This window comes from Pseudidiomarina marina (assembly GCF_044807045.1).
Taxonomy (GTDB): Bacteria; Pseudomonadota; Gammaproteobacteria; order Enterobacterales; family Alteromonadaceae; genus Pseudidiomarina; species Pseudidiomarina marina.
Window position 1 is genome coordinate 2,041,125 of the sequence record NZ_CP085233.1, and the last position, 19,625, is coordinate 2,060,749.

At 46.7% G+C, this 19,625-nt stretch carries 20 protein-coding genes and 2 tRNA genes; 7 read left to right on the plus strand and 15 right to left on the minus strand.

From position 1 onward, the window contains the following. Position 1 precedes the first annotated feature (1 nt). The 7 genes from LG272_RS09810 (at position 2) to LG272_RS09840 (ending at position 5,254) form a co-directional block, all read left to right on the plus strand. Positions 2–805: a septal ring lytic transglycosylase RlpA family protein gene (locus tag LG272_RS09810; RefSeq protein ID WP_404408259.1), complete on the plus strand. Its 804-nt coding sequence runs from the start codon at positions 2–4 to the stop codon at positions 803–805. A gap of 132 nt (positions 806–937) precedes the next feature. Continuing rightward, positions 938–2,110 carry a serine hydrolase gene (locus LG272_RS09815; RefSeq protein WP_126759140.1) on the plus strand — a complete coding sequence of 391 codons (1,173 nt, stop codon included), beginning with the start codon at positions 938–940 and terminating at the stop codon, positions 2,108–2,110. A gap of 23 nt (positions 2,111–2,133) precedes the next feature. Next, on the plus strand, positions 2,134–2,982 hold the full coding sequence (locus LG272_RS09820; RefSeq protein WP_404408261.1) for an aminotransferase class IV: 849 nt from the start codon (positions 2,134–2,136) through the stop codon (positions 2,980–2,982). Between the two features lie 3 nt (positions 2,983–2,985). After that, positions 2,986–3,252, plus strand: a complete 267-nt coding sequence (gene ybeD, locus LG272_RS09825) for a DUF493 family protein YbeD (protein WP_126759142.1) — start codon at positions 2,986–2,988, stop codon at positions 3,250–3,252. Beyond that, positions 3,242–3,907: a lipoyl(octanoyl) transferase LipB gene (lipB, locus tag LG272_RS09830; RefSeq protein ID WP_404408264.1), complete on the plus strand. Its 666-nt coding sequence runs from the start codon at positions 3,242–3,244 to the stop codon at positions 3,905–3,907. Before ybeD ends, lipB begins: the two co-directional genes overlap by 11 nt. Beyond that, positions 3,891–4,856, plus strand: coding sequence for a lipoyl synthase (gene lipA / locus LG272_RS09835; RefSeq protein ID WP_126759144.1), 966 nt, complete (start codon positions 3,891–3,893; stop codon positions 4,854–4,856). Before lipB ends, lipA begins: the two co-directional genes overlap by 17 nt. Then, positions 4,853–5,254, plus strand: a complete 402-nt coding sequence (locus LG272_RS09840) for an MAPEG family protein (RefSeq protein WP_126759145.1) — start codon at positions 4,853–4,855, stop codon at positions 5,252–5,254. Before lipA ends, LG272_RS09840 begins: the two co-directional genes overlap by 4 nt. Here the strand turns inward: LG272_RS09840 and LG272_RS09845 are convergent. The 15 genes from LG272_RS09845 to folP all read right to left on the minus strand — a co-directional run bounded on the left by LG272_RS09845 (position 5,235) and on the right by folP (position 19,611). After that, positions 5,235–6,062 (minus strand): hypothetical protein, encoded by an 828-nt coding sequence (locus tag LG272_RS09845; RefSeq protein WP_404408267.1) that lies wholly within the window; start codon positions 6,060–6,062, stop codon positions 5,235–5,237. The two genes, LG272_RS09840 and LG272_RS09845, sit on opposite strands and share 20 nt — an antisense overlap. A 12-nt stretch (positions 6,063–6,074) precedes the next feature. Continuing rightward, entirely contained in the window at positions 6,075–6,971 is an 897-nt protein-coding gene (gene nlpI, locus LG272_RS09850) for a lipoprotein NlpI (protein WP_404408269.1), read from the minus strand. A 147-nt stretch (positions 6,972–7,118) separates the two neighbouring features. Then, on the minus strand, positions 7,119–9,242 hold the full coding sequence (pnp, locus tag LG272_RS09855; protein ID WP_404408271.1) for a polyribonucleotide nucleotidyltransferase: 2,124 nt from the start codon (positions 9,240–9,242) through the stop codon (positions 7,119–7,121). 178 nt (positions 9,243–9,420) lie between these two features. Further along, positions 9,421–9,690 (minus strand): 30S ribosomal protein S15, encoded by a 270-nt coding sequence (rpsO, locus tag LG272_RS09860; RefSeq protein ID WP_092855684.1) that lies wholly within the window; start codon positions 9,688–9,690, stop codon positions 9,421–9,423. Between the two features lie 121 nt (positions 9,691–9,811). After that, on the minus strand, positions 9,812–10,753 hold the full coding sequence (truB, locus tag LG272_RS09865; protein ID WP_404408273.1) for a tRNA pseudouridine(55) synthase TruB: 942 nt from the start codon (positions 10,751–10,753) through the stop codon (positions 9,812–9,814). Then, positions 10,754–11,173 (minus strand): 30S ribosome-binding factor RbfA, encoded by a 420-nt coding sequence (rbfA, locus tag LG272_RS09870; RefSeq protein ID WP_126759150.1) that lies wholly within the window; start codon positions 11,171–11,173, stop codon positions 10,754–10,756. It abuts the gene before it with no gap. A gap of 6 nt (positions 11,174–11,179) precedes the next feature. Further along, positions 11,180–13,852, minus strand: coding sequence for a translation initiation factor IF-2 (gene infB / locus LG272_RS09875; RefSeq protein ID WP_126759151.1), 2,673 nt, complete (start codon positions 13,850–13,852; stop codon positions 11,180–11,182). 23 nt (positions 13,853–13,875) lie between these two features. After that, a complete protein-coding gene (nusA, locus tag LG272_RS09880; RefSeq protein ID WP_126759152.1) occupies positions 13,876–15,375 on the minus strand; it encodes a transcription termination factor NusA in 1,500 nt (499 codons plus the stop codon). Between the two features lie 24 nt (positions 15,376–15,399). Continuing rightward, positions 15,400–15,858 carry a ribosome maturation factor RimP gene (rimP, locus tag LG272_RS09885; RefSeq protein WP_126759153.1) on the minus strand — a complete coding sequence of 153 codons (459 nt, stop codon included), beginning with the start codon at positions 15,856–15,858 and terminating at the stop codon, positions 15,400–15,402. Between the two features lie 159 nt (positions 15,859–16,017). Next, positions 16,018–16,094 (minus strand) — tRNA-Met (locus tag LG272_RS09890). A gap of 65 nt (positions 16,095–16,159) precedes the next feature. Beyond that, a tRNA-Leu gene (locus tag LG272_RS09895) sits at positions 16,160–16,244 on the minus strand. Positions 16,245–16,270: 26 nt separating this feature from the next. Beyond that, positions 16,271–16,597 carry a preprotein translocase subunit SecG gene (secG, locus tag LG272_RS09900; RefSeq protein WP_126759154.1) on the minus strand — a complete coding sequence of 109 codons (327 nt, stop codon included), beginning with the start codon at positions 16,595–16,597 and terminating at the stop codon, positions 16,271–16,273. 3 nt (positions 16,598–16,600) lie between these two features. Further along, positions 16,601–17,365, minus strand: coding sequence for a triose-phosphate isomerase (tpiA, locus tag LG272_RS09905; protein ID WP_404408276.1), 765 nt, complete (start codon positions 17,363–17,365; stop codon positions 16,601–16,603). A gap of 90 nt (positions 17,366–17,455) precedes the next feature. Further along, complete coding sequence (glmM, locus tag LG272_RS09910; protein ID WP_404408278.1) at positions 17,456–18,796, minus strand: phosphoglucosamine mutase; 1,341 nt, start codon at positions 18,794–18,796, stop codon at positions 17,456–17,458. Beyond that, positions 18,793–19,611 carry a dihydropteroate synthase gene (folP, locus tag LG272_RS09915; protein WP_126759157.1) on the minus strand — a complete coding sequence of 273 codons (819 nt, stop codon included), beginning with the start codon at positions 19,609–19,611 and terminating at the stop codon, positions 18,793–18,795. Before folP ends, glmM begins: the two co-directional genes overlap by 4 nt. Positions 19,612–19,625 lie beyond the last annotated feature (14 nt).

Genomic DNA, 19,625 nt, shown 5'->3' on the forward strand with positions numbered 1-19,625 from the left:
CATGATGATAGGTTTTCGGTTTACTCTTACAGCGGTGATTATTGTTCTACTGAGTGCGTGTTCAAGTTCATCAACGAACTCACGCTACAGTCAGAAATATGATTCAATTCCATCTCGGCTGCCCACCGCGGACGAGCTTGTGGAGCCTGAACCGAGCTTTGAACCACCAAGTCGCCAAGGCAACCGAAGCTACTCGCTATTCGGCAATACGTGGCATATTTTGGATGACATAAGTGATTTCAATCAAGAAGGTATCGCATCGTGGTACGGTGAAAAGTTCCACGGTCATCTCACTTCAAACGGCGAAACTTACGATATGTACGCCATGAGTGCCGCGCACAAGACCCTCCCTCTGCCAACATATGTTCGTGTCACCAACCTCGACAACAACAAAAGTGTTGTTGTTCGTGTTAACGATCGTGGTCCGTTTCATGGCAACCGTATCATCGACTTGTCGTATGTCGCAGCATACAAACTCGATATGCTTAAATCAGGTACAGCTCGGGTCAAAGTCGAGGCACTGCAACCAAGTTCAGGAAACGAAGCGCTCGCCGTTACACCGCCGCTTAAGATGGACGCAATCGAACAATTCTATATTCAAGTTCATGCCGGTAGTGATTCAGAGCGATTACAAGCTGAAGCAGAACGCTTACAGAATTTATACCAAGTACCTGCAACTACTCAGCCAAACAATGGTCTATATCGTGTAGTTTTAGGTCCATTAGCTGAACCACAAACCAATAAGTTGCTTGAACAGTTACGGAATGCTGGGTACCCCGATGCTTTTCGCGTGGCAGTTCCGTGATACCAACGTTGGTCGGAAATAAATAGCAAGCTATGGCAGAATCGCCCCGGCGACTGCTACAGCAGTGAAATTTATGCTATATTCAGCGCCCTTTATTATTCATCCAGAATACAAAAATAGAGAAGAGTTAACATGCGTCGTGTACTTCGTCATTTTGTTCGCACAGTTGCCCTAACCGCAGTAGCGTTTACCGCTGTCGCGCAAGCCGCAATCGTTCCCCCGGCCCCATCAGTCAACGCCAAAGGTTACATACTGATTGATTACACCACCGGGCACGTCATAACTTCAGGAAATCCCGATGAAGCATTATCACCGGCCAGTCTAACCAAAATGATGACCAGTTACATTATCGGGCGCGAGTTGCAATCTGGGCGCATTAGTAATGACGACATGGTTACCATCAGTAATAACGCGTGGGCCAAGAACTTCCCTGAGTCGTCAAAAATGTTTATTGAAGTTGGTAAACAAGTTTCTGTTGCCGATCTTAATCGCGGTATTGTGATTTCGTCAGGCAACGATGCCTGTGTCGCCATGGCCGAACACATTGCGGGTAGCGAAGATGCGTTTGCCGATTTAATGAACACCTATGCCGCTGAATTAGGGATGAGTAACTCGAGCTTTGCGAACAGTCATGGCTTACCCGATCCCGATCAATATAGCTCGCCGCGTGACATGGCGACGCTGGCTCAAGCTTTAATCCGCGATGTTCCAGAAGAATATTCGCTATATGCCGAAAAATCATTTACCTATAACAATATCAAACAATACAACCGTAATTCGTTGCTGTGGGATCGCAGTATGAATGTTGACGGTATCAAAACCGGCCATACCAATGAAGCTGGTTATAGCCTTGTTTCATCAGCAACCGAAGGGGACACCCGTTTAATTGCTGTCGTTATGGGTACTTCAAGTGAACAAGCTCGTAAGGTAGAAAGTAAGAAGCTACTCAACTACGGCTTCCGTTATTATGAGACCGTTACAGCATATCAAGCTGGCGAAAGTTTTGTTGATCACCGCGTTTGGGGTGGCGAACAAGACACTGTTCAACTCGGCGTTACTGAACCCGTTGTGATTACCTTACCGAAGGGCCAACGCAATAATTTGAAAGCAAACTTTGAATTGAACCAAACGCTTGAAGCGCCTTTGGCAAAAGGGACGCAAGTTGGTACCGTTTATCTTCAATTGGAAGGCGAAGACATTGCTAGCTACCCGCTGGTGACACTAAACTCAGTTGAACAGGGTGGCGTATTCAAGCGTTTGATGGATTGGGCGAAACAACAATTTAGTGGCGAAGGCGAAAGCTAAGCGCCTCTATTAAGGCAGCAAATGTGTCTAACCTCGTCTATTTAAACGGTGACTGGGTCGCCGATGAAAACGCAAAAGTCTCGGTTTTTGACCGAGGCTTTTTGTTTGCAGATGGCGTATATGAAGTTGTCCCCGTCTACCAGCGACGCCCTTTTCTCCTCAATCTACATATTCAGCGATTGCAACGCTCTGCCGAAGCCATTGGAATTGAGTCCATCGCTACTGAGTTTTGGTATCAGCTTGTAAGCGATTTGATACATCGCAATAATCTTGACGACTGTTTGGTGTACATTCAATTAACTTTTGGTGCAGACAGCCAACGCAGTCATCTACCAACCCAACCACTAACATCGACAATCTATGCCAGTGTGTCCCCGCTCCAGGTTCACTGGAACACACCGACACCAGTAAAAGTTGCCGTGTTAGAAGATATTCGTTGGCACCGATGCGACATCAAGAGTATCAGTTTACTCGGAAACATTATGTTGAAGCGCGAAGCGGCTAAAAAAGGTGCACTCGAGCCATTATTACATCGTAATGGTCGCATTACCGAAGGTGCTTCGTGTAATTATTTTCTGGTAAAACAGGGGGCTTTATACACACCTCCCGCTGACCACTTGATTTTAGCTGGCATCACCCGCACATGGGTAATTCAACTAGCTCGACAATTAGGTATCGAAGTGTTCGAAATCGTCTGTGATGTCAACCAATTGCAACACGCTGATGAGGTGTTCTTGACGAGCTCGAGCCGCGAAGTACAGCCGGTTGGCCAAATTGATGATATAATTGTCGGCAATGGTCAATGCGGCGTGATTACCGCACAAATAGCTGAGGCGTTTCACGCCAGCAAACGACATCTCATTCAGGAGTAAAGCATGCAAAAAACACGCTTTGATGAGTTGGTAGAATTTCCATGTCACTTTACGTTTAAGGTGATGGGGCTTGCTGTACCGGAGTTACCAGACAGCGTTGTCGCCGTAGCTCAGCAGCATGCGCCAGGCGATTATTCGCCAACGGTTAAACCAAGTAGCAAAGGTAATTACCATTCAGTATCGATCAAAGTACAAGTCACGAGCCAACAGCATATTGAAACGCTGTATCGCGCCTTAGCCGATATTGAAGAAGTTCGTTATGTCCTCTAAGTTAATTATTCGTCACCTCGGTCGACAGCCTTATGAACCTGTATGGACTGCCATGCAAACGTTCACCGACGAGCGAGATGAACAGACAATTGATGAACTTTGGGTGCTGGAACACGACCCGGTTTTTACTCAAGGACAAGCCGGTAAAGAAGAACACATTTTAGCACCAGGCAACATTCCTATTGTGAAAGTTGATCGCGGTGGTCAGGTTACCTACCATGGGCCAGGCCAATTGGTGGTCTATTTCTTGCTTGATATTCGCCGCCGCAAAATGGGCGTACGTCAACTCGTAAACGCCATTGAAGATGCAATTGTGGCAATGATGGCTGAATATGGGGTTGAGGCTGCAGCGCGTCCAGATGCGCCCGGCGTATATGTCGATGGTTCAAAACTTTGTTCGCTTGGTTTGCGTATACGTAAAGGCTGTTCGTTTCACGGATTAGCCTTAAATGTGGATATGGACCTTGAACCATTCTTGCGTATTAATCCTTGCGGTTATGCGGGGATGCAAATGGTGCAATGTAAAGACTTGAATGGGCCGCAAAGTGTCAGTGAAGCGGCTCAGCATGTAACCCAAATATTTGCTCGCTTATTGGGTTATGAACACACGACTGAAGAAACAGGATTCGCGAAAGATTATGTCAAAGCCAGTTAGAGTTGAACCTGGAGTTAAACTGCGTGACGCCGACAAAATGGCGTTGATTCCAGTCAAGATAGTCCCTACTGAGCGCGACCAAATGTTGCGTAAGCCAGAGTGGTTGAAGGTGAAGTTACCCGCCTCGACTCAGCGTATCGACGAAATCAAACAAGCGATGCGTAAACATGGCTTACATTCGGTTTGCGAAGAGGCGTCTTGCCCTAACCTTGCCGAATGTTTCAACCACGGTACAGCAACCTTCATGATTTTGGGTGCTATTTGTACACGTCGTTGTCCGTTTTGTGACGTCGCGCATGGCCGCCCGCTTCCAGTGGATCCAGAAGAAGCTGTTAAACTCGGTGCCACCATTCGTGATATGAAAGTGAAGTATGTGGTTGTGACATCAGTAGACCGTGACGATCTTCGTGATGGCGGTGCGCAGCACTTTGCTGATTGCATTCGAGAAATTCGAGCACAAAGTCCTGGTATTCAAGTTGAAGTACTCGTTCCAGATTTCCGTGGCCGCATGGACGTTGCTCTGGACATACTTACCGATGAAGCGCCTGATGTGTTCAATCATAACCTCGAAACCGTTCCGCGCATGTATAAAGCCGCACGTCCAGGAGCCAACTATCAATGGTCGCTCGATTTGTTGCAGCGTTATAAAGAGGCACGTCCTGACGTTCGTACGAAATCCGGTTTAATGGTTGGTTTAGGTGAAACGAATGACGAAATTCTCGACGTGATGCGCGATTTGCGAGCTCATAACGTGGATATGTTAACCATTGGTCAATACTTACAACCGAGCCGTCATCATCTACCGGTTACTCGGTATGTTACACCAGCTGAATTTGATATGTTCCGTGAAGAAGGCGAGAAAATGGGCTTTACCCACATTGCTTCTGGTCCACTGGTTCGTTCGTCTTATCATGCGGATATGCAAGCCGCCGGTAAGGAAGTCAAATGAGTGTGCTCATTTGGTGCTTACTAATTGCAGGGCTATTGCCAATTGCGGCAAAAGCCCCTGTGGTTTATTTTCAGAATCGTGATAAAGGCTATGATAATCGCCATCCTCGTGCACAACAAAGCCGCCTAACTGGAGCTGGAGCACGAGCCGTTGCCGGTCACTATAATGCTTATGAAGCGTTCCCGCTCTATGCGGCTGCCATTTTGTTAGTTCTCGTCACCAATCAGATCACAGAACTTAACACCACGCTTGCCATTAGTTTTATTGGGTTTCGTATTGCATACCATGTATTTTATCTCGCTAACTGGGACAAATTACGTAGTTTAGTATGGCTCTTCGCCCTGCTCTGCCCCGTATTAATGATTGCGCAAACAGCAATTACCGTGAGTGTGCAATAAGCTCAAGATATAATTCAGGCCACTGATTGATATCGTAGTACTGCATTGGCGTCATGTTCGCAACTGGACGCCATGCGTACCTTCCCTCTACAGCATCGCAAGTGGCGACTGGGTGTAACCCGATTGCATTGCCGCGAGTTCCTAGACGCCAACGGTTTTCATCAACCTCGGTCGCTAAGTGGCGCCAATCATCTACGGCAAAGTGCCAGGGAAGTTGACGCCAAAACTGTTGTAATTGCACTTCAGACATGAATTTTTCGTCAGTAATGACGACGTTGGCGCTATCATGTTCATACCGCCCCAGACAGAAATTTCGAGCAAGTTCAGGCGCCATTGCGTATTCGTCGACCAAACCTAACCAGTGACCAATCTCATGAGCCAAGAGTGATAATGATGCCTCTACAGGAAGTATGATTTGAGTCGAGGTACTACTTGCGAGACCTTGCTGATGAGTGACAAAAACAATCACTCGATTTGCTCTATCTTCGTCCGCATGCCATTCACACGACATGCGTTGACGACTTCCAGTCAACTCGCACTGCAGCTGCTCAGATTGGTAGGTTTGCACCGAAAAACAGTTAACAAATTGAGCCAAGGGATGTCGATGCCACTGTGACAAGTTATTGAGCACCTGTTGTTCATGGGCCATGGGTAGATAGAGTGTCACAGGTGCCATAACACCGCATTGTTGCATCGAAATACGGTGTGCTGGCATGGTAATAGCGTCTACCGCAAGTTCGTGTGGATTCGCTGCGTTGACAGTTTGATTCAGTAGTATCGATAGAATCAAAGCGCTATATAGCTTCACAGTTAATGACCATTAATTAGACTGTGAGTTGACTTCTAATGCTTGTTTACTGCGTTGCAACTCCAAATTTGCATAGCGATATTCCAAGAACATAAAAACATTTGTACTCATCGCCAGACGAAAGTAAACAGATGCCGCAGAGAAATCACCATCTAATTGTTTTAACTTACCCAAATAGAAATAAGTTTCACACATACGCTCTGCCAGCGTCTCATCAGGCTTTAAATCGCGAACAGCAAACCCATTCAAAAATGTTTGCTCATCAATCGCCCCAAGCATTAAGTCGACAAGGCTCCACCCCCATTCGGTGTTGCCATGTTCAACACGACGTTTTGCTAAATTCAAACGGGCAGCTGTCGGATCGTTTTCTACTTCGGCTAAAAATAGCCAGATTACCCGATAAGGATCATCCGGTTGCGCCTCAAAGAATCGTTTAAAATCGTCAATAGCAAGGTCGATACGTTCATCATAATAGGCATTCACTCCGCGATTAAGCACCGCATACGGATGTTCCGGTTCGAGCTCTAAAACACCATCAAACATTTCGTAGGCGTAGCTAAACTCTTCCATTTGGGTGTAATGAATACCGAGATAATTATAGGCGTCGGCCAAGCGCGGGTTGTATTCTAACGCGTGATTAAAATCAATGCGGGCGAGTGTTACCAAACCCAACGCATCGTACAAAGAACCGCGACGGTAAAGAAGTTCCGCACGACTTTCTTGTGGTAATTCCAAATCACGGGCAACAATTTCGTTCAGCTTCGCTATTTCTAGTTGATAGCGGGCATCGGGCTCTTGTGGCGTCACCACAAATAAATTAGTCAGTGTCGAATCTGATGATTCCCCAGTTTGCGCACACGCACTCAACAGCATCATCAGCGCAATAACAAGCCCGAAACGGATTTTCATGAACGACTACCTTGTTGTGAAACTCTTAACAGCATAATAACGTAGATTGCACCAAAAAACGAAAATTGAATGTTAAGAAACATCAATAAAAAAAGCTGTGTTCGGTCGCCCAAACACAGCTTTTTCAATCACTAAGTACCCAAAAGCTTACTCGTCGTTTGAGGTCTCTTGAGCAGGCGCTTCAGCTGGCTTGTCAGCCGCATCCTTCATGCTCAAACGAACACGTCCTTGACGGTCTATTTCAAGTACTTTAACTGGTACAACATCGCCAACCTTCAAGTATTCATTCACATCGTTCACTCGCTCTTCAGCAATTTGTGAAATGTGAACCAAGCCGTCTTTACCTGGAAGAATCGTCACGAACGCGCCGAAATCAACGATGCGAGCAACCTTACCTTGATAAATACGACCAACTTCTACTTCGGCAGTAAGTTCTTCAATACGAGCAATTGCCGCATCCGCAGATTCTTGGTCAGTTGCTGCGATACGAACGGTACCATCATCATTGATTTCAATGTTGGTATTGGTGCTCTCAGTTAATTCACGAATAACCGCGCCGCCTTTACCAATGACATCACGAATCTTATCAGGATTGATTTTGATTGTAGTGTAACGTGGCGCGTAGTTTGATAACTCAGTACGCGCACCTGAAATTGCATCGTCCATCACATTCAAAATGTGTAAACGAGCAGCTTTTGCCTGTGCTAATGCAATTTCCATGATTTCACGGGTAATACCGTCAATCTTAATATCCATCTGCAACGCTGTAACACCTTCTGTGCTACCCGCTACTTTAAAGTCCATGTCGCCCAAGTGATCTTCATCACCCAAAATGTCTGAAAGAACAACAAACTTGTCGCCTTCTTTCACCAAGCCCATGGCAATACCTGCCACCGATGACTTGATTGGAACACCAGCATCCATCAACGCTAACGAAGCACCACAAACTGACGCCATTGAGCTAGAGCCATTTGATTCGGTAATTTCAGAAACCACACGAATGGTATATGGGAATTCTTCTTGCGAAGGCATAACAGCCTGTACACCGCGCTTCGCCAAACGACCGTGACCAATTTCACGACGCTTCGGTGAACCTACCATGCCAGTTTCGCCAACACAGTATGGAGGGAAGTTGTAATGCAACATGAAGCGGCTATCGGTACGACCCGTTAAGTCGTCAATCATCTGCGCATCACGCTCTGTACCTAAAGTTGCTGTAACTAACGCTTGTGTTTCACCACGGGTAAATACAGCAGAACCGTGAGTACGTGGAAGCACGCCAGTTGCGATGTGCAATGCACGAACCATATCTGGGTCACGACCGTCAATACGCTTCTCGCCAGCGATAATGCGGCTACGCACAACTTTACTTTCAAGTGAATGGAACAAATCACCGATTTCTTTCGGATCCAGCGTCTCGTCTTCCGCAACCAGCTTATCGGTTACTTCAGCTTTCAGTGCTGCAATTTGCTCATAACGCTGTGCTTTCTCAGTGATACGATAAGCGTCACCAATACCCTGTTCCGCAAGCTCTTTAATCTTGTTCAACAACCCATCATTGGTTGCCGGCGCTTGCCAGTCCCACTTCTCTTTACCAGCTTCAGCTGCAAATTCGTTAATTGCATCGATAACAGTTTGCATTTGGTCGTGACCATAAACAACTGCACCTAACATGGCATCTTCAGATAATAACTGCGCTTCAGATTCAACCATTAATACAGCACTTGAAGTACCAGCAACAACCAAATCAAGCTTCGATGTTGTCAGTTCGTCCATGGTTGGGTTGAGTACGTACTCATCGTTAACCACACCGACTCGCGCCGCACCAATTGGACCTGCAAACGGCACACCAGAAATAGCTAGCGCTGCAGACGTACCAATTAACGCAACAATATCAGGGTTAATTTGTGGGTTTACTGAAACAACGGTCGCAATAACCTGTACTTCGTTGTTGAAACCTTCAGGGAATAATGGACGAATTGGGCGGTCGATTAAACGCGACGTTAGAGTTTCGTTTTCTGAAGGACGGCCTTCACGCTTGAAGAAACCACCTGGGATTTTACCAGCAGCGTACGTACGCTCTTGATAGTTTACAGTTAATGGGAAGAAATCTTGACCTTCTTTCGCATCTTTCTTGGCGACAACGGTAACCAATACGGTGGTGTCGTCCATGCTTGCAAGTACTGCTGCTGTTGCTTGACGCGCCATCGCGCCGGTTTCTAATGTTACTGTATGCTGACCATACTGAAATTTCTTTGTAATCGGATTCACGTGTTATTTTCCTTTCTTCTTTCTCTTTAAATTCTAAAGCGCTATTAGCTACTAGATATTAGATACTAGCTAAATGCCGGCTCGCTTCTCTAATATCCAATATCTAATATCCAATATCGCTTTGATTTTTCATTAAACAAAAAAGGGGCCACAACAGGCCCCTTTGCTCGAACAGTGCTTAGCGACGTAAACCGAGTCGCTCAATCAGGCTTGCATAGCGCTGATTGTTTTTACGCTTCAAGTAGTCCAACAATTTACGACGTTGGCTAACCATACGTAACAGACCACGACGTGAGTGGTGATCTTTTGCGTGTTCTTTAAAGTGGCTTTGCAGCTCGTTAATGTTCGCAGTTAACAAAGCAACTTGAACCTCTGGAGAACCAGTGTCGTTTTCGCCTTGACCGTATTCTTTAACGATTTCCGCTTTTTGTGCCGCAGTTAGTGACATATATTACTCCTGATTGTTTAAGAATGTCAGTGCCAATCACTAATTCAGCACCGACGAAATCGCTGTGGATTATACGCATGAATGTGCTCAAACGCAATGCCAACAACGGTTAAACTCGGTTTTACAAGTTCAGTACGCGCTTCGGTGAAAGAACCCCATTTTGCCAGATGCCGATTCCAAGAAACTCACCACTATCAGCATGAAAAACTCGCCAAGCCGCGGCGCTCGTAGGCGCATCTAGGGACACTTTGGCCGGATTACCACTTTGAAATCGCATCGCGTTTTCAGCATCAATTGAAACCGCTTGAATTTGCCGTATTACACAATCATTCGGTTGCAATAACGCGTCAAGAGCAGCGTAGTCGCCGGCTTCACGATTTGTTTGCTGAGCAACTTCAGTAATTTCGGCTAAGCTCAACATTGGCCCTTCAACACCCTCTATCCAGCTTCGATGCAGTTCTTGAACATAGGCACCGCACCCCAAAAACTGACCCATGTCATCAATAAGCGTACGAATATAGGTGCCTTTGGAGCAGGTCACTTCCAACGTCAGTTGATGATTAACCCATTCAACAAAACTGATTTTATGAATGGTGATTTGACGTGTTTTACGCGGCACCTCAATGCCTTGGCGAGCATACCAATACAGCGGCCGCCCCTCATGCTTTAAAGCTGAATACATCGATGGTGACTGCGCTTGTTCACCAACAAAATGGGCTATCGCTTTTTCTATTTGCGCTTGTGTTAGTGACTCTAACGCAGAAGGCTCACAGCGCCATTCCACTTCACCTTCAGCATCACTGGTCGTTGTTCTCGCACCTAATTGTGCGACAACACGATAGGTTTTATCCGCCTCTAACGCAAAATGAGATACTTTTGTCGCCTCACCAAAGCACAATGGTAACAAACCAGTTGCTAAAGGATCTAAAGCACCAGTATGCCCCGCTTTATTGGCATTAAAAAAACGCCGCACTTGCTGGAGTGCGGCGTTTGATGTGATATCACGGGGCTTATCTAACAAAATCACGCCACTAACATTGCGGCCCGATTTACGTCGTCCCATTTATTCGTCTCCGTTTGAATCCGGTTTGGTTTCAATACCGTCATCGGCATCATCGCTGCGATGCGAATCACGACGGATTGCTTCGTCAACCAAACGCGACATGCGTATCCCCTCATTCAGTGAAGGGTCGTGCACAAAACGCAGTTCAGGGGTAATACGCGCTCGCACGCGCTTACCTAACAACGAACGAATAAAGCCTGACGCATCATTCAGCACTTTCAATGCTGTTTTTACATAGGCCTCATCGTCGTTAAAGAAGGTCACGAATACTTTTGCATAAGCAAGATCTCGTGACACTTCAATGTCGGATACTGTGACCATTGACACGCGTGGGTCTTTAATTTCACGCTGCAATATCATCGCAATTTCGCGCTGATATTGCTGACCCACTCGGTCAGTACGGCTAAAGTCTTTTGCCATATTGGTTTATAGGCTCCGCTCTACTTGAACTGTTTCAAATACTTCAATTTGGTCGCCGACTTTCACGTCGTTATAGTTCTTCACGCCAATACCACATTCCATGCCGTTACGAACTTCTTGTACGTCATCTTTGAAGCGACGTAACGAGTCAAGCTCGCCTTCGAAAATAACCACGTTATCACGAAGAACACGAATTGGTGCTGAGCGTTTCACGACACCTTCAGTAACCATACAACCAGCAATAGCGCCAATCTTCGGTGACTTAAATACATCGCGAACTTCTGCCAAACCAATGATTTGCTGCTTGAACTCAGGCGAAAGCATGCCACCCATGGCCGCTTTAACTTCGTCAATCAAATCATAGATAACGCTGTAGTAGCGTAAATCAACGGCTTCTTGCTCAATGACGCGTTTCGCTGAAGCATCAGCACGTACGTTAAAGCCAACAACGATAGCGTTGGAAGCACTTGCTAACGATGCGTCAGTTTCTGTGATACCACCAACGCCGCTACCAATAATGTTTACCTTCACTTCGTCCGTTGATAGCTTCATCAATGAATCGGCAATCGCTTCCAAAGAACCCTGTACATCTGATTTCAATACAACGTTCAATTCTTTCACGTCGCCTTCAGCCATATTCGCAAACATATTTTCTAGCTTCGCTTTCTGCTGTTTCGCTAGCTTAATTTCACGATATTTGCCTTGACGATAATTTGCCACTTCACGTGCTTTACGCTCATCTTTTACAGCGGTCGCTTCATCACCAGCTTGCGGTACGCCCGATAAGCCGAGAATCTCAACCGGAATCGATGGACCGGCTTCTTTAATTTCTTTACCGTTTTCATCACGCATGGCTCGAATACGACCATATTCAAGACCACAAAGAACGATATCGCCTTGGCGTAAAGTACCTTCTTGAACCAACACTGAGGCAACCGGACCGCGCCCTTTATCAAGACGCGACTCAATCACAATACCTTTTGCCATACCACTCGCGTTAGCTTTTAGATCAAGCACTTCAGCTTGCAACAAGACGGATTCAAGTAACTGCTCAATACCTTCACCGCTATGTGCAGATACAGGTACGAACATCACGTCACCGCCCCACTCTTCAGGGATTACATCGCGTTGCGCTAGTTCATTCTTGACACGGTCAGGATCGGCTTCTGGCTTATCCATTTTGTTGATTGCAACCACAACTGGAACACCAGCAGCTTTTGCGTGCTGAATTGCTTCCAAAGTTTGTGGCATCACGCCATCATCCGCGGCAACAACCAAGATAACGATATCGGTCGCACTGGCACCACGAGCACGCATTGAAGTAAACGCTGCGTGACCTGGGGTATCCAAGAATGTGATCATGCCGTGGTCAGTTTCAACGTGGTATGCACCGATGTGCTGGGTAATACCACCGGCCTCGCCACTTGCCACTTTCGCTTTACGAATGTAGTCAAGTAATGACGTTTTACCATGGTCAACGTGACCCATCACAGTAACAACTGGCGCACGTGAAACCTGATGTTGGTTGTTATCTTCATCACGGTCGGCAAGAATTTCTTGCTCAAGCGCGTTTTCGCTCACCAACACCACTTTATGACCCATTTCTTCAACAACCAAAGAGGCCGTTTCTTGGTCTAATACTTGGTTAATCGTGACCATTTCGCCCATTTTCATCATGGTTTTGATCACTTCGCCAGCCTTCACCGCCATACGGTTCGCTAACTCACCAACAGTAATGGTTTCACCAAGCTTCACTTCACGCTCAACTGGTGCCGCTGGCTTATTAAAACCATGCTGCAACGACGAGCGCTTAGAACCTTTACGACGCTTTTCACGACGCGGTGCTTCATCACGTTCATCGTCTTTGCCACGACGTTTCGTTTTATTGCGACGCGCGCGACGTTCTTCACCTTCGTCTTGCTCATCTTCAGCGGCTTGCGCCGTCTGTGAGGTGGTAAAGTGAACTTCTTCTTGTTCAGCTTTTTTACGTTTGGCTTCTTCTTCTTGCCAACGCGCTTCGTTTTCTTCTGCTAAGCGACGCGCTTCTTCAGCTTGACGTGCCGCTTCTGCTTCAGCTTTTTTACGCGCTTCTTCTTCTTGCGCTTTACGTAAACGCTCAGCTTCTGCTTTTGCTTCGTCAGCTTTCTTACGCTCTTCAGGTGTCATTGCCGCACGTTTTTCAGCTTCAGCTTTCGCCTTCGCTTTTTCTTTCTCTTTACGTGCAGCTTCCTGCTTCGCTTTTTCTTCTGCAGCTTTCGCATCAGCTTTTGCTTTCGCTTCCGCTGCAGCTTTTGCTTCTTCTTCTTTGCGTTTCGCTTCAGCCGCTAAACGCTCTTGCTCTGCTTTTTCTTGATCCGCTTTTTGCTGCTCTTCAAGCGCAGAACGCTTCACGTAAGTACGTTTTTTACGCACTTCAACTTGCACTGATTTACTGCGGCCTGGGCCACCACCAATGCTTAACGTGCTTTTTTCTTTTCGCTTCAACGTCATCTTGGCAGGCTCACTTGGACCACTACCACCATGCGATTTATTTAAATGGGCTAACAGGGCCTGTTTTTCATCTTCGTTGACACGGTCGCCTGGCTGCTTTTTCATGCCTGCTTCCGCAAACTGTTGCACCAAACGATCAACTGTCGTACCGACGTCTTTAGCTAGTTTATCCAGCGTTACTTCTTCCATAGTCTCTAGTACCCCCGTTGATCTTATTCTTCGTTACCGAACCAGCAGATATTACGTGCTTGCATAATCAGCTCGCCTGCTCGCTCTTCGGTTAACTCGTCAATTCCGGCTAAATCATCGATGCCTTGCTCAGCAAGGTCTTCCAAGGTAATGACGCCACGACTTGCGAACACATAAGCTAAATGGCGATCTAAACCTTCAAGGTTTAACAACGTTTCATCTGGTTCAGCACTTTCTAATGATTCTTCGTTAGCTAATGCTTGCGTCGTTAATACGGCTTTCGCACGAGTACGCAATTCTTCAACGATATCTTCATCCATACCCTCGATGTCTAATAACTCATCGACTGGTACATAAGCGATTTCTTCAAGTGTCGAGAAGCCTTCGTCTACAAGTACAGAAGCAAAGTCTTCATCGATATCGAGTTTCGATGTGAACAAATCTAAAACTTTTTGCGCTTCAGCTTGGTTCTTCTCGGTGAATTCATCAACTGACATCACGTTTAACTGCCAACCAGTTAACTGGCTAGCCAAACGCACGTTCTGTCCAGCTTTACCGATAGCCTGTGCCAAATTACCTTCTTCTACCGCGATATCCATGGTGTGGGCTTCTTCGTCAACAACAATTGACGCAACTTCAGCAGGTGCCATCGCATTAATAACAAATTGCGCTGGGTTATCATCCCACAATACGATATCAACGCGCTCACCACCAAGCTCTCCCGATACCGCTTGAACTCGTGCACCACGCATACCGACACACGCACCAACAGGGTCAATACGGCGGTCGTTACTTTTCACAGCAATTTTTGCACGTGATCCTGGATCGCGCGCTGCGCCACGAATTTCAATCATTTCTTCGCCAATTTCTGGCACTTCAATACGGAACAACTCAATCAAGAAGTCTGGGTGTGTACGGCTGACAAATAATTGCGCACCACGAGCTTCTGGACGCACGTCATACAACAAACCGCGTACACGGTCACCAGCGCGGAATGATTCGCGTGGCAATAACTCTTCACGATAAATAATCGCTTCCGCGTTGTTACCCAAATCAAGAATCACGTGTTCACGCGTCGCGCGCTTTACAATACCGCTAACCAATTCACCGACCTGGTCGCGGTATTCGTCAACAACTTTTGCCCGCTCAGCTTCACGTACTTTTTGTACGATGACTTGCTTTGCGGTTTGCGTGGTAATACGGTCAAATTCAATTGAATCAATTTGTTCTTCAACATAATCGCCGGCGTTAACTGTCTCATCTTCATACTGAGCTGCAGCTAAGCTAATTTCGCGATATGGGTGCTCTAGCGGTTGCTCACTGTCGTCAACCACTAACCAACGACGATACGTATCAAATTCGCCCGTTTGACGATTAATACTCACGCGAACATCGATATCACCTTCGTATTTCTTTTTAGTTGCGTGCGCAAGCGCAGATTCAAGCGCCTCAAAGATTTTCTCTTTTGACACGTCTTTTTCGTTTGAAACCGCTTCTGCAACCAATAAAATTTCTTTTGCCATTGTTTTGCCTCGCCTACGCAATCCTTAGTTGAACTGAGGAACTAAATGAGCTTTCTTAATTGATGATTGCGCTACTTTGAGCGTCTCGCCATCAATATTGAATTCAATATAATCGCCATCTACTGCGGCAATTACGCCTTTAAATTTACGTTTTCCCTGTTGCGCCATCGTCAGCTCAACCGCTGCCGTTTCGCCTAAATAGTCAGCATACTGACTGGCTTTGAAGAACGGACGCTCCATGCCTGGCGAGGAGACCTCAAGGAAGTACTCACTCTTAATTGGATCTTCAACGTCCAAAATTGCACTAACCTGATGACTAACGTCAGCACAATTATCCACACTGACCCCATCTTCGTGGTCAATGTATACGCGTAATGTTGAGTGTTTGCCGGCGCGCACGAATTCAACACCCCATAAGGTGAAGTCTAAGGCGGCAACTGCCGGTTCTAACATGTCAAATAAACGGTCTTCCATTCGAGCCAAGTTTGCTAACTCCTAAAAACAAAAAAGGGCGTAAACGCCCAGTGTTATTGACTGCCAACTCAAACTAATACATCAAAATTAGTTTGCCGCAGCAAAGGTCACATAGTAAAAAGCCCCGAACTGCTGCGGGGCTTTTAAAACACTGGACCCTTTTGTAATTGGTTGCGGGGGCAGGATTTGAACCTACGACCTTCGGGTTATGAGCCCGACGAGCTACCAGACTGCTCCACCCCGCGTCCGAAAACGTGTCCATATTATAAGGGTTTCGACTTGAAACCGCAACCGTGGCCGGTTGCTAATTTGGTGCGGATGGCGGGACTTGAACCCGCACGCCCGAAAGCACTACCCCCTCAAGATAGCGTGTCTACCAATTCCACCACATCCGCAAAACTTGAACGCTAAAAGCGTTTAATTAATTGCCGCCAGGAACGTCACTGTCGTTCGTTGGAACAGCTGGAACTTCTTCAACCGGCACTTCAATTTCATCAAAGTTACTCTTGGTATCGCCGTTACCTGAAGACAGGTTACCGAGCACCAAACTAAGAATGAAAAAAACAACAGCTAAAATTGCAGTCGTACGGGTTAAAAAGTTACCTGAGCCGCTTGAACCGAACACGGTATTCGATGCTCCAGCACCAAATGACGCGCCCATATCAGCTCCTTTACCCTGTTGGATCATGATGAAACCAATCAGAATTAAGGCAACAATTAAGTATGCAATCAATAAAATTTCGTACATAACTTATTTACTCCGGGCTTGTGCAGCGTTGCAAATCGCAACAAATTGATCTTCGACTAAGCTAGCGCCGCCTATCAAACCACCATCAATATCCGCCTGAGCAAACAACTGCTCGGCATTGTCAGCCTTCACGCTACCACCATACAATATCTGTAGGTTAATGCCTGAAGGCCCGAATTTTTCACTTAACCAGTTACGAATAAAAGCATGCACTTCTTGCGCTTGTTCAGGACTCGCGGTTAAACCGGTTCCAATTGCCCAAACTGGTTCATAAGCAATCACTAAACGCTCACAGTTGCTACGCGCAGCCAATGCTTCGGCTAACTGTGCTGCAACCACGTCAAACGTTTGCTGCTGCTTACGTTGCTCTGCACTCTCACCAACACAAAGCACCACCGTCATTGCAGACTCATCAAGAATCTGATTCACTTTGGCAGCAATTCGTTGCGCGTTATCGCCGTAGAATTGACGACGTTCAGAGTGACCAACCAACACAACACTTGCGCCGGCTTCCGCCAGTAACGCTAAACTGTGTTCACCCGTATGGGCGCCGCTTGCGTTCTCATTGGCATCTTGAGCACCAAGTTGGATGTTGTCGTAAAACGCAGCTTGTTGCCAAGCTGGCAATAATACGGCCGGTGGGCATACCACCACACTAACATCCGCATGTTGCGCTGAACTGTCGCGAAGTGCTTCAGCCATGGCCGTGACCAATTGACGGTCACCGTTCATTTTCCAGTTAGCTATAACTAACGGTTGGCGTTGCATCTAAACCTCTGACTTCGTTGAGAGCGGCGAGATATTACATAACCTCGCCGCAACTTACAAGCAGTGAATGCGGAAATAATGCTTCACTGGTTAATTACTAGCCGCTTCAACTTCGCTGGCTATTTCTTCGGCGAATTTGCGTACAGTTTTTGCGTCTTTGCCTTCCACCATAACGCGAATCAGTGGCTCGGTACCTGACTTACGCAATAACACCCGACCATTGTTACCCAACGCACGTTCTACCTCTTGAACGACTGCTTTCACCGTGTCGTCTTCTAACGGATCAGAGTCCGAGTTAAATCGTACATTCACCAACGCCTGTGGGAATTTAACAAAGTTTTCCAGCAATTCATCTAAGGTGCGCCCTTCACGCTGCATCGCAGTTAGTACTTGCAAACCTGCGATAATGCCGTCACCGGTACTGTGGAACTGACGATTGATTATATGCCCGGAATTTTCACCACCGATACGCCAATCGCGCTTTACCAGTTCTTCCATTACATAACGGTCACCAACTTTCGCCCGAACAAACGGAATACGGCGGTCAGTGAAGAATTTTTCCAGTGCAAAATTGCTCATCAAGGTGCCAACAATCCCGCCTTGTAACAAGCCATCTTGCTGGGCTGCACGCGCCAAAATGTAAATAATATCATCACCATCAACAATGCGACCACTGGCTGTAACCATCATGATGCGGTCGCCATCACCGTCAAGCGCAAAGCCAAGGTCGGCTTTTTCTTCTATAACTTTATCGCGCAATGCATCGAGATGGGTCGCGCCGCATTTTTCGTTAATGTTGACGCCATTCGGCTCGGTCCCAATTTCCCAAATATCGGCACCTAACTCTTTCAATACATCGGGCGCAATATGGTAAGTTGCGCCATGCGCACAATCCACAACAATTCGTAGCCCTTTTAGCGATAAATCAGATGGGAATACGCTCTTACAAAACTCGATATATCGACCCGGCGCATCATCTATTCGACTTGCGCGCCCCATGTTTTCTGAAGGTACGCAGCGAATAGGTTCATCTAAGAGGCGCTCTATTTCAGCCTCAACACTGTCAGGTAATTTACTCCCTGAATCAGAGAAGAACTTGATACCGTTATCGTAATAAGGGTTGTGTGATGCGCTAATCACGATTCCTGCAGCTGCACGGAAATTACGTGTTAAATAAGCGACTGCCGGCGTTGGCATTGGCCCTAGAAACTCGACACTCACGCCCGCCGATAATAATCCGGCTTCTAACGCTGACTCCAACATATAACCCGATAAACGGGTATCTTTACCAACTAATACACGCTGATTACCACTAGCCGACAATACCGTGCCGGCTGCCCAACCAAGTTTCACAGCGAAATCTGGTGTAATCGGAAAATCACCGACGCGACCACGTACACCGTCGGTGCCAAAATACTTACGCTGACTCAAGCGAATTCTCCCGCCAAGGTTGCTGCAACAACCTTCATTGCATCAACCGTTTCCTTGACATCATGCACACGAATAATCTGTGCCCCTTTCATTGCGGCAATCGTTGCCGCGGCAATACTACCTGCTAAGCGTTCACTCACTTCACGCCCAGTCACATGACCGATCATTGACTTACGTGACATTCCAATGAGTAATGGTAATTGCATATCGTGGAATGCCTGCAGTCTTTGTAGCAGCTGGTAATTATGCCTGACTGATTTACCAAAGCCAAAGCCTGGATCGAGATATATGTTATTTTTTTGTATTCCAGCATTCACACACGCTCTCACGCGGCCATCCAAGAACTGCTTCACATCATTGACAACGTCATCGTAACGCGGTTCGTGCTGCATTGTACGTGGCTCACCCTGCATGTGCATCAGACAAACCTTTACATCAGGCGCTGATGCTAATAATTGCTCTGCACCCTCGTCGCGCAACGCGTTAATGTCATTTATCATTGCAATGTTTAATTTCAGCGCTTCAGCCATCACGGCCGTTTTACAAGTATCCACCGAAATTGGCACATCGAAATTGGCTTGTAATCTTTCAATGATGGGCAATACGCGATCTAGCTCTTCCGCCACGCTTACCCCTTCACTGCCGGGACGTGTCGACTCACCACCAACGTCTAACCAAGCCGCGCCATCTTGAACCATTTGTTCAGCCTGCCTTAACGCATGGTCAACGTGATAAAATTTACCGCCATCTGAAAACGAATCGGGTGTGGCATTTAAAATGCCCATCACCTCTATGTGTGTGCGTGTGTCAGCCATCAGTCATACCTTAA

Excerpts from the sequence above, each read along its gene's own strand:
- LG272_RS09810 (WP_404408259.1), top strand. The coding sequence starts at position 2 with ATGATGATAGGTTTTCGGTTTACTCTTACAGCGGTGATTATTGTTCTA.
- LG272_RS09815 (WP_126759140.1), top strand. The coding sequence starts at position 938 with ATGCGTCGTGTACTTCGTCATTTTGTTCGCACAGTTGCCCTAACCGCA.
- ybeD (WP_126759142.1), top strand. The coding sequence starts at position 2,986 with ATGCAAAAAACACGCTTTGATGAGTTGGTAGAATTTCCATGTCACTTT.
- lipB (WP_404408264.1), top strand. The coding sequence starts at position 3,242 with ATGTCCTCTAAGTTAATTATTCGTCACCTCGGTCGACAGCCTTATGAA.
- lipA (WP_126759144.1), top strand. The coding sequence starts at position 3,891 with ATGTCAAAGCCAGTTAGAGTTGAACCTGGAGTTAAACTGCGTGACGCC.
- LG272_RS09840 (WP_126759145.1), top strand. The coding sequence starts at position 4,853 with ATGAGTGTGCTCATTTGGTGCTTACTAATTGCAGGGCTATTGCCAATT.
- nlpI (WP_404408269.1), bottom strand. The coding sequence starts at position 6,971 with ATGAAAATCCGTTTCGGGCTTGTTATTGCGCTGATGATGCTGTTGAGT.
- rpsO (WP_092855684.1), bottom strand. The coding sequence starts at position 9,690 with ATGTCACTAACTGCGGCACAAAAAGCGGAAATCGTTAAAGAATACGGT.
- truB (WP_404408273.1), bottom strand. The coding sequence starts at position 10,753 with ATGGGACGACGTAAATCGGGCCGCAATGTTAGTGGCGTGATTTTGTTA.
- rbfA (WP_126759150.1), bottom strand. The coding sequence starts at position 11,173 with ATGGCAAAAGACTTTAGCCGTACTGACCGAGTGGGTCAGCAATATCAG.
- infB (WP_126759151.1), bottom strand. The coding sequence starts at position 13,852 with ATGGAAGAAGTAACGCTGGATAAACTAGCTAAAGACGTCGGTACGACA.
- nusA (WP_126759152.1), bottom strand. The coding sequence starts at position 15,375 with ATGGCAAAAGAAATTTTATTGGTTGCAGAAGCGGTTTCAAACGAAAAA.
- secG (WP_126759154.1), bottom strand. The coding sequence starts at position 16,597 with ATGTACGAAATTTTATTGATTGCATACTTAATTGTTGCCTTAATTCTG.
- tpiA (WP_404408276.1), bottom strand. The coding sequence starts at position 17,365 with ATGCAACGCCAACCGTTAGTTATAGCTAACTGGAAAATGAACGGTGAC.
- folP (WP_126759157.1), bottom strand. The coding sequence starts at position 19,611 with ATGGCTGACACACGCACACACATAGAGGTGATGGGCATTTTAAATGCC.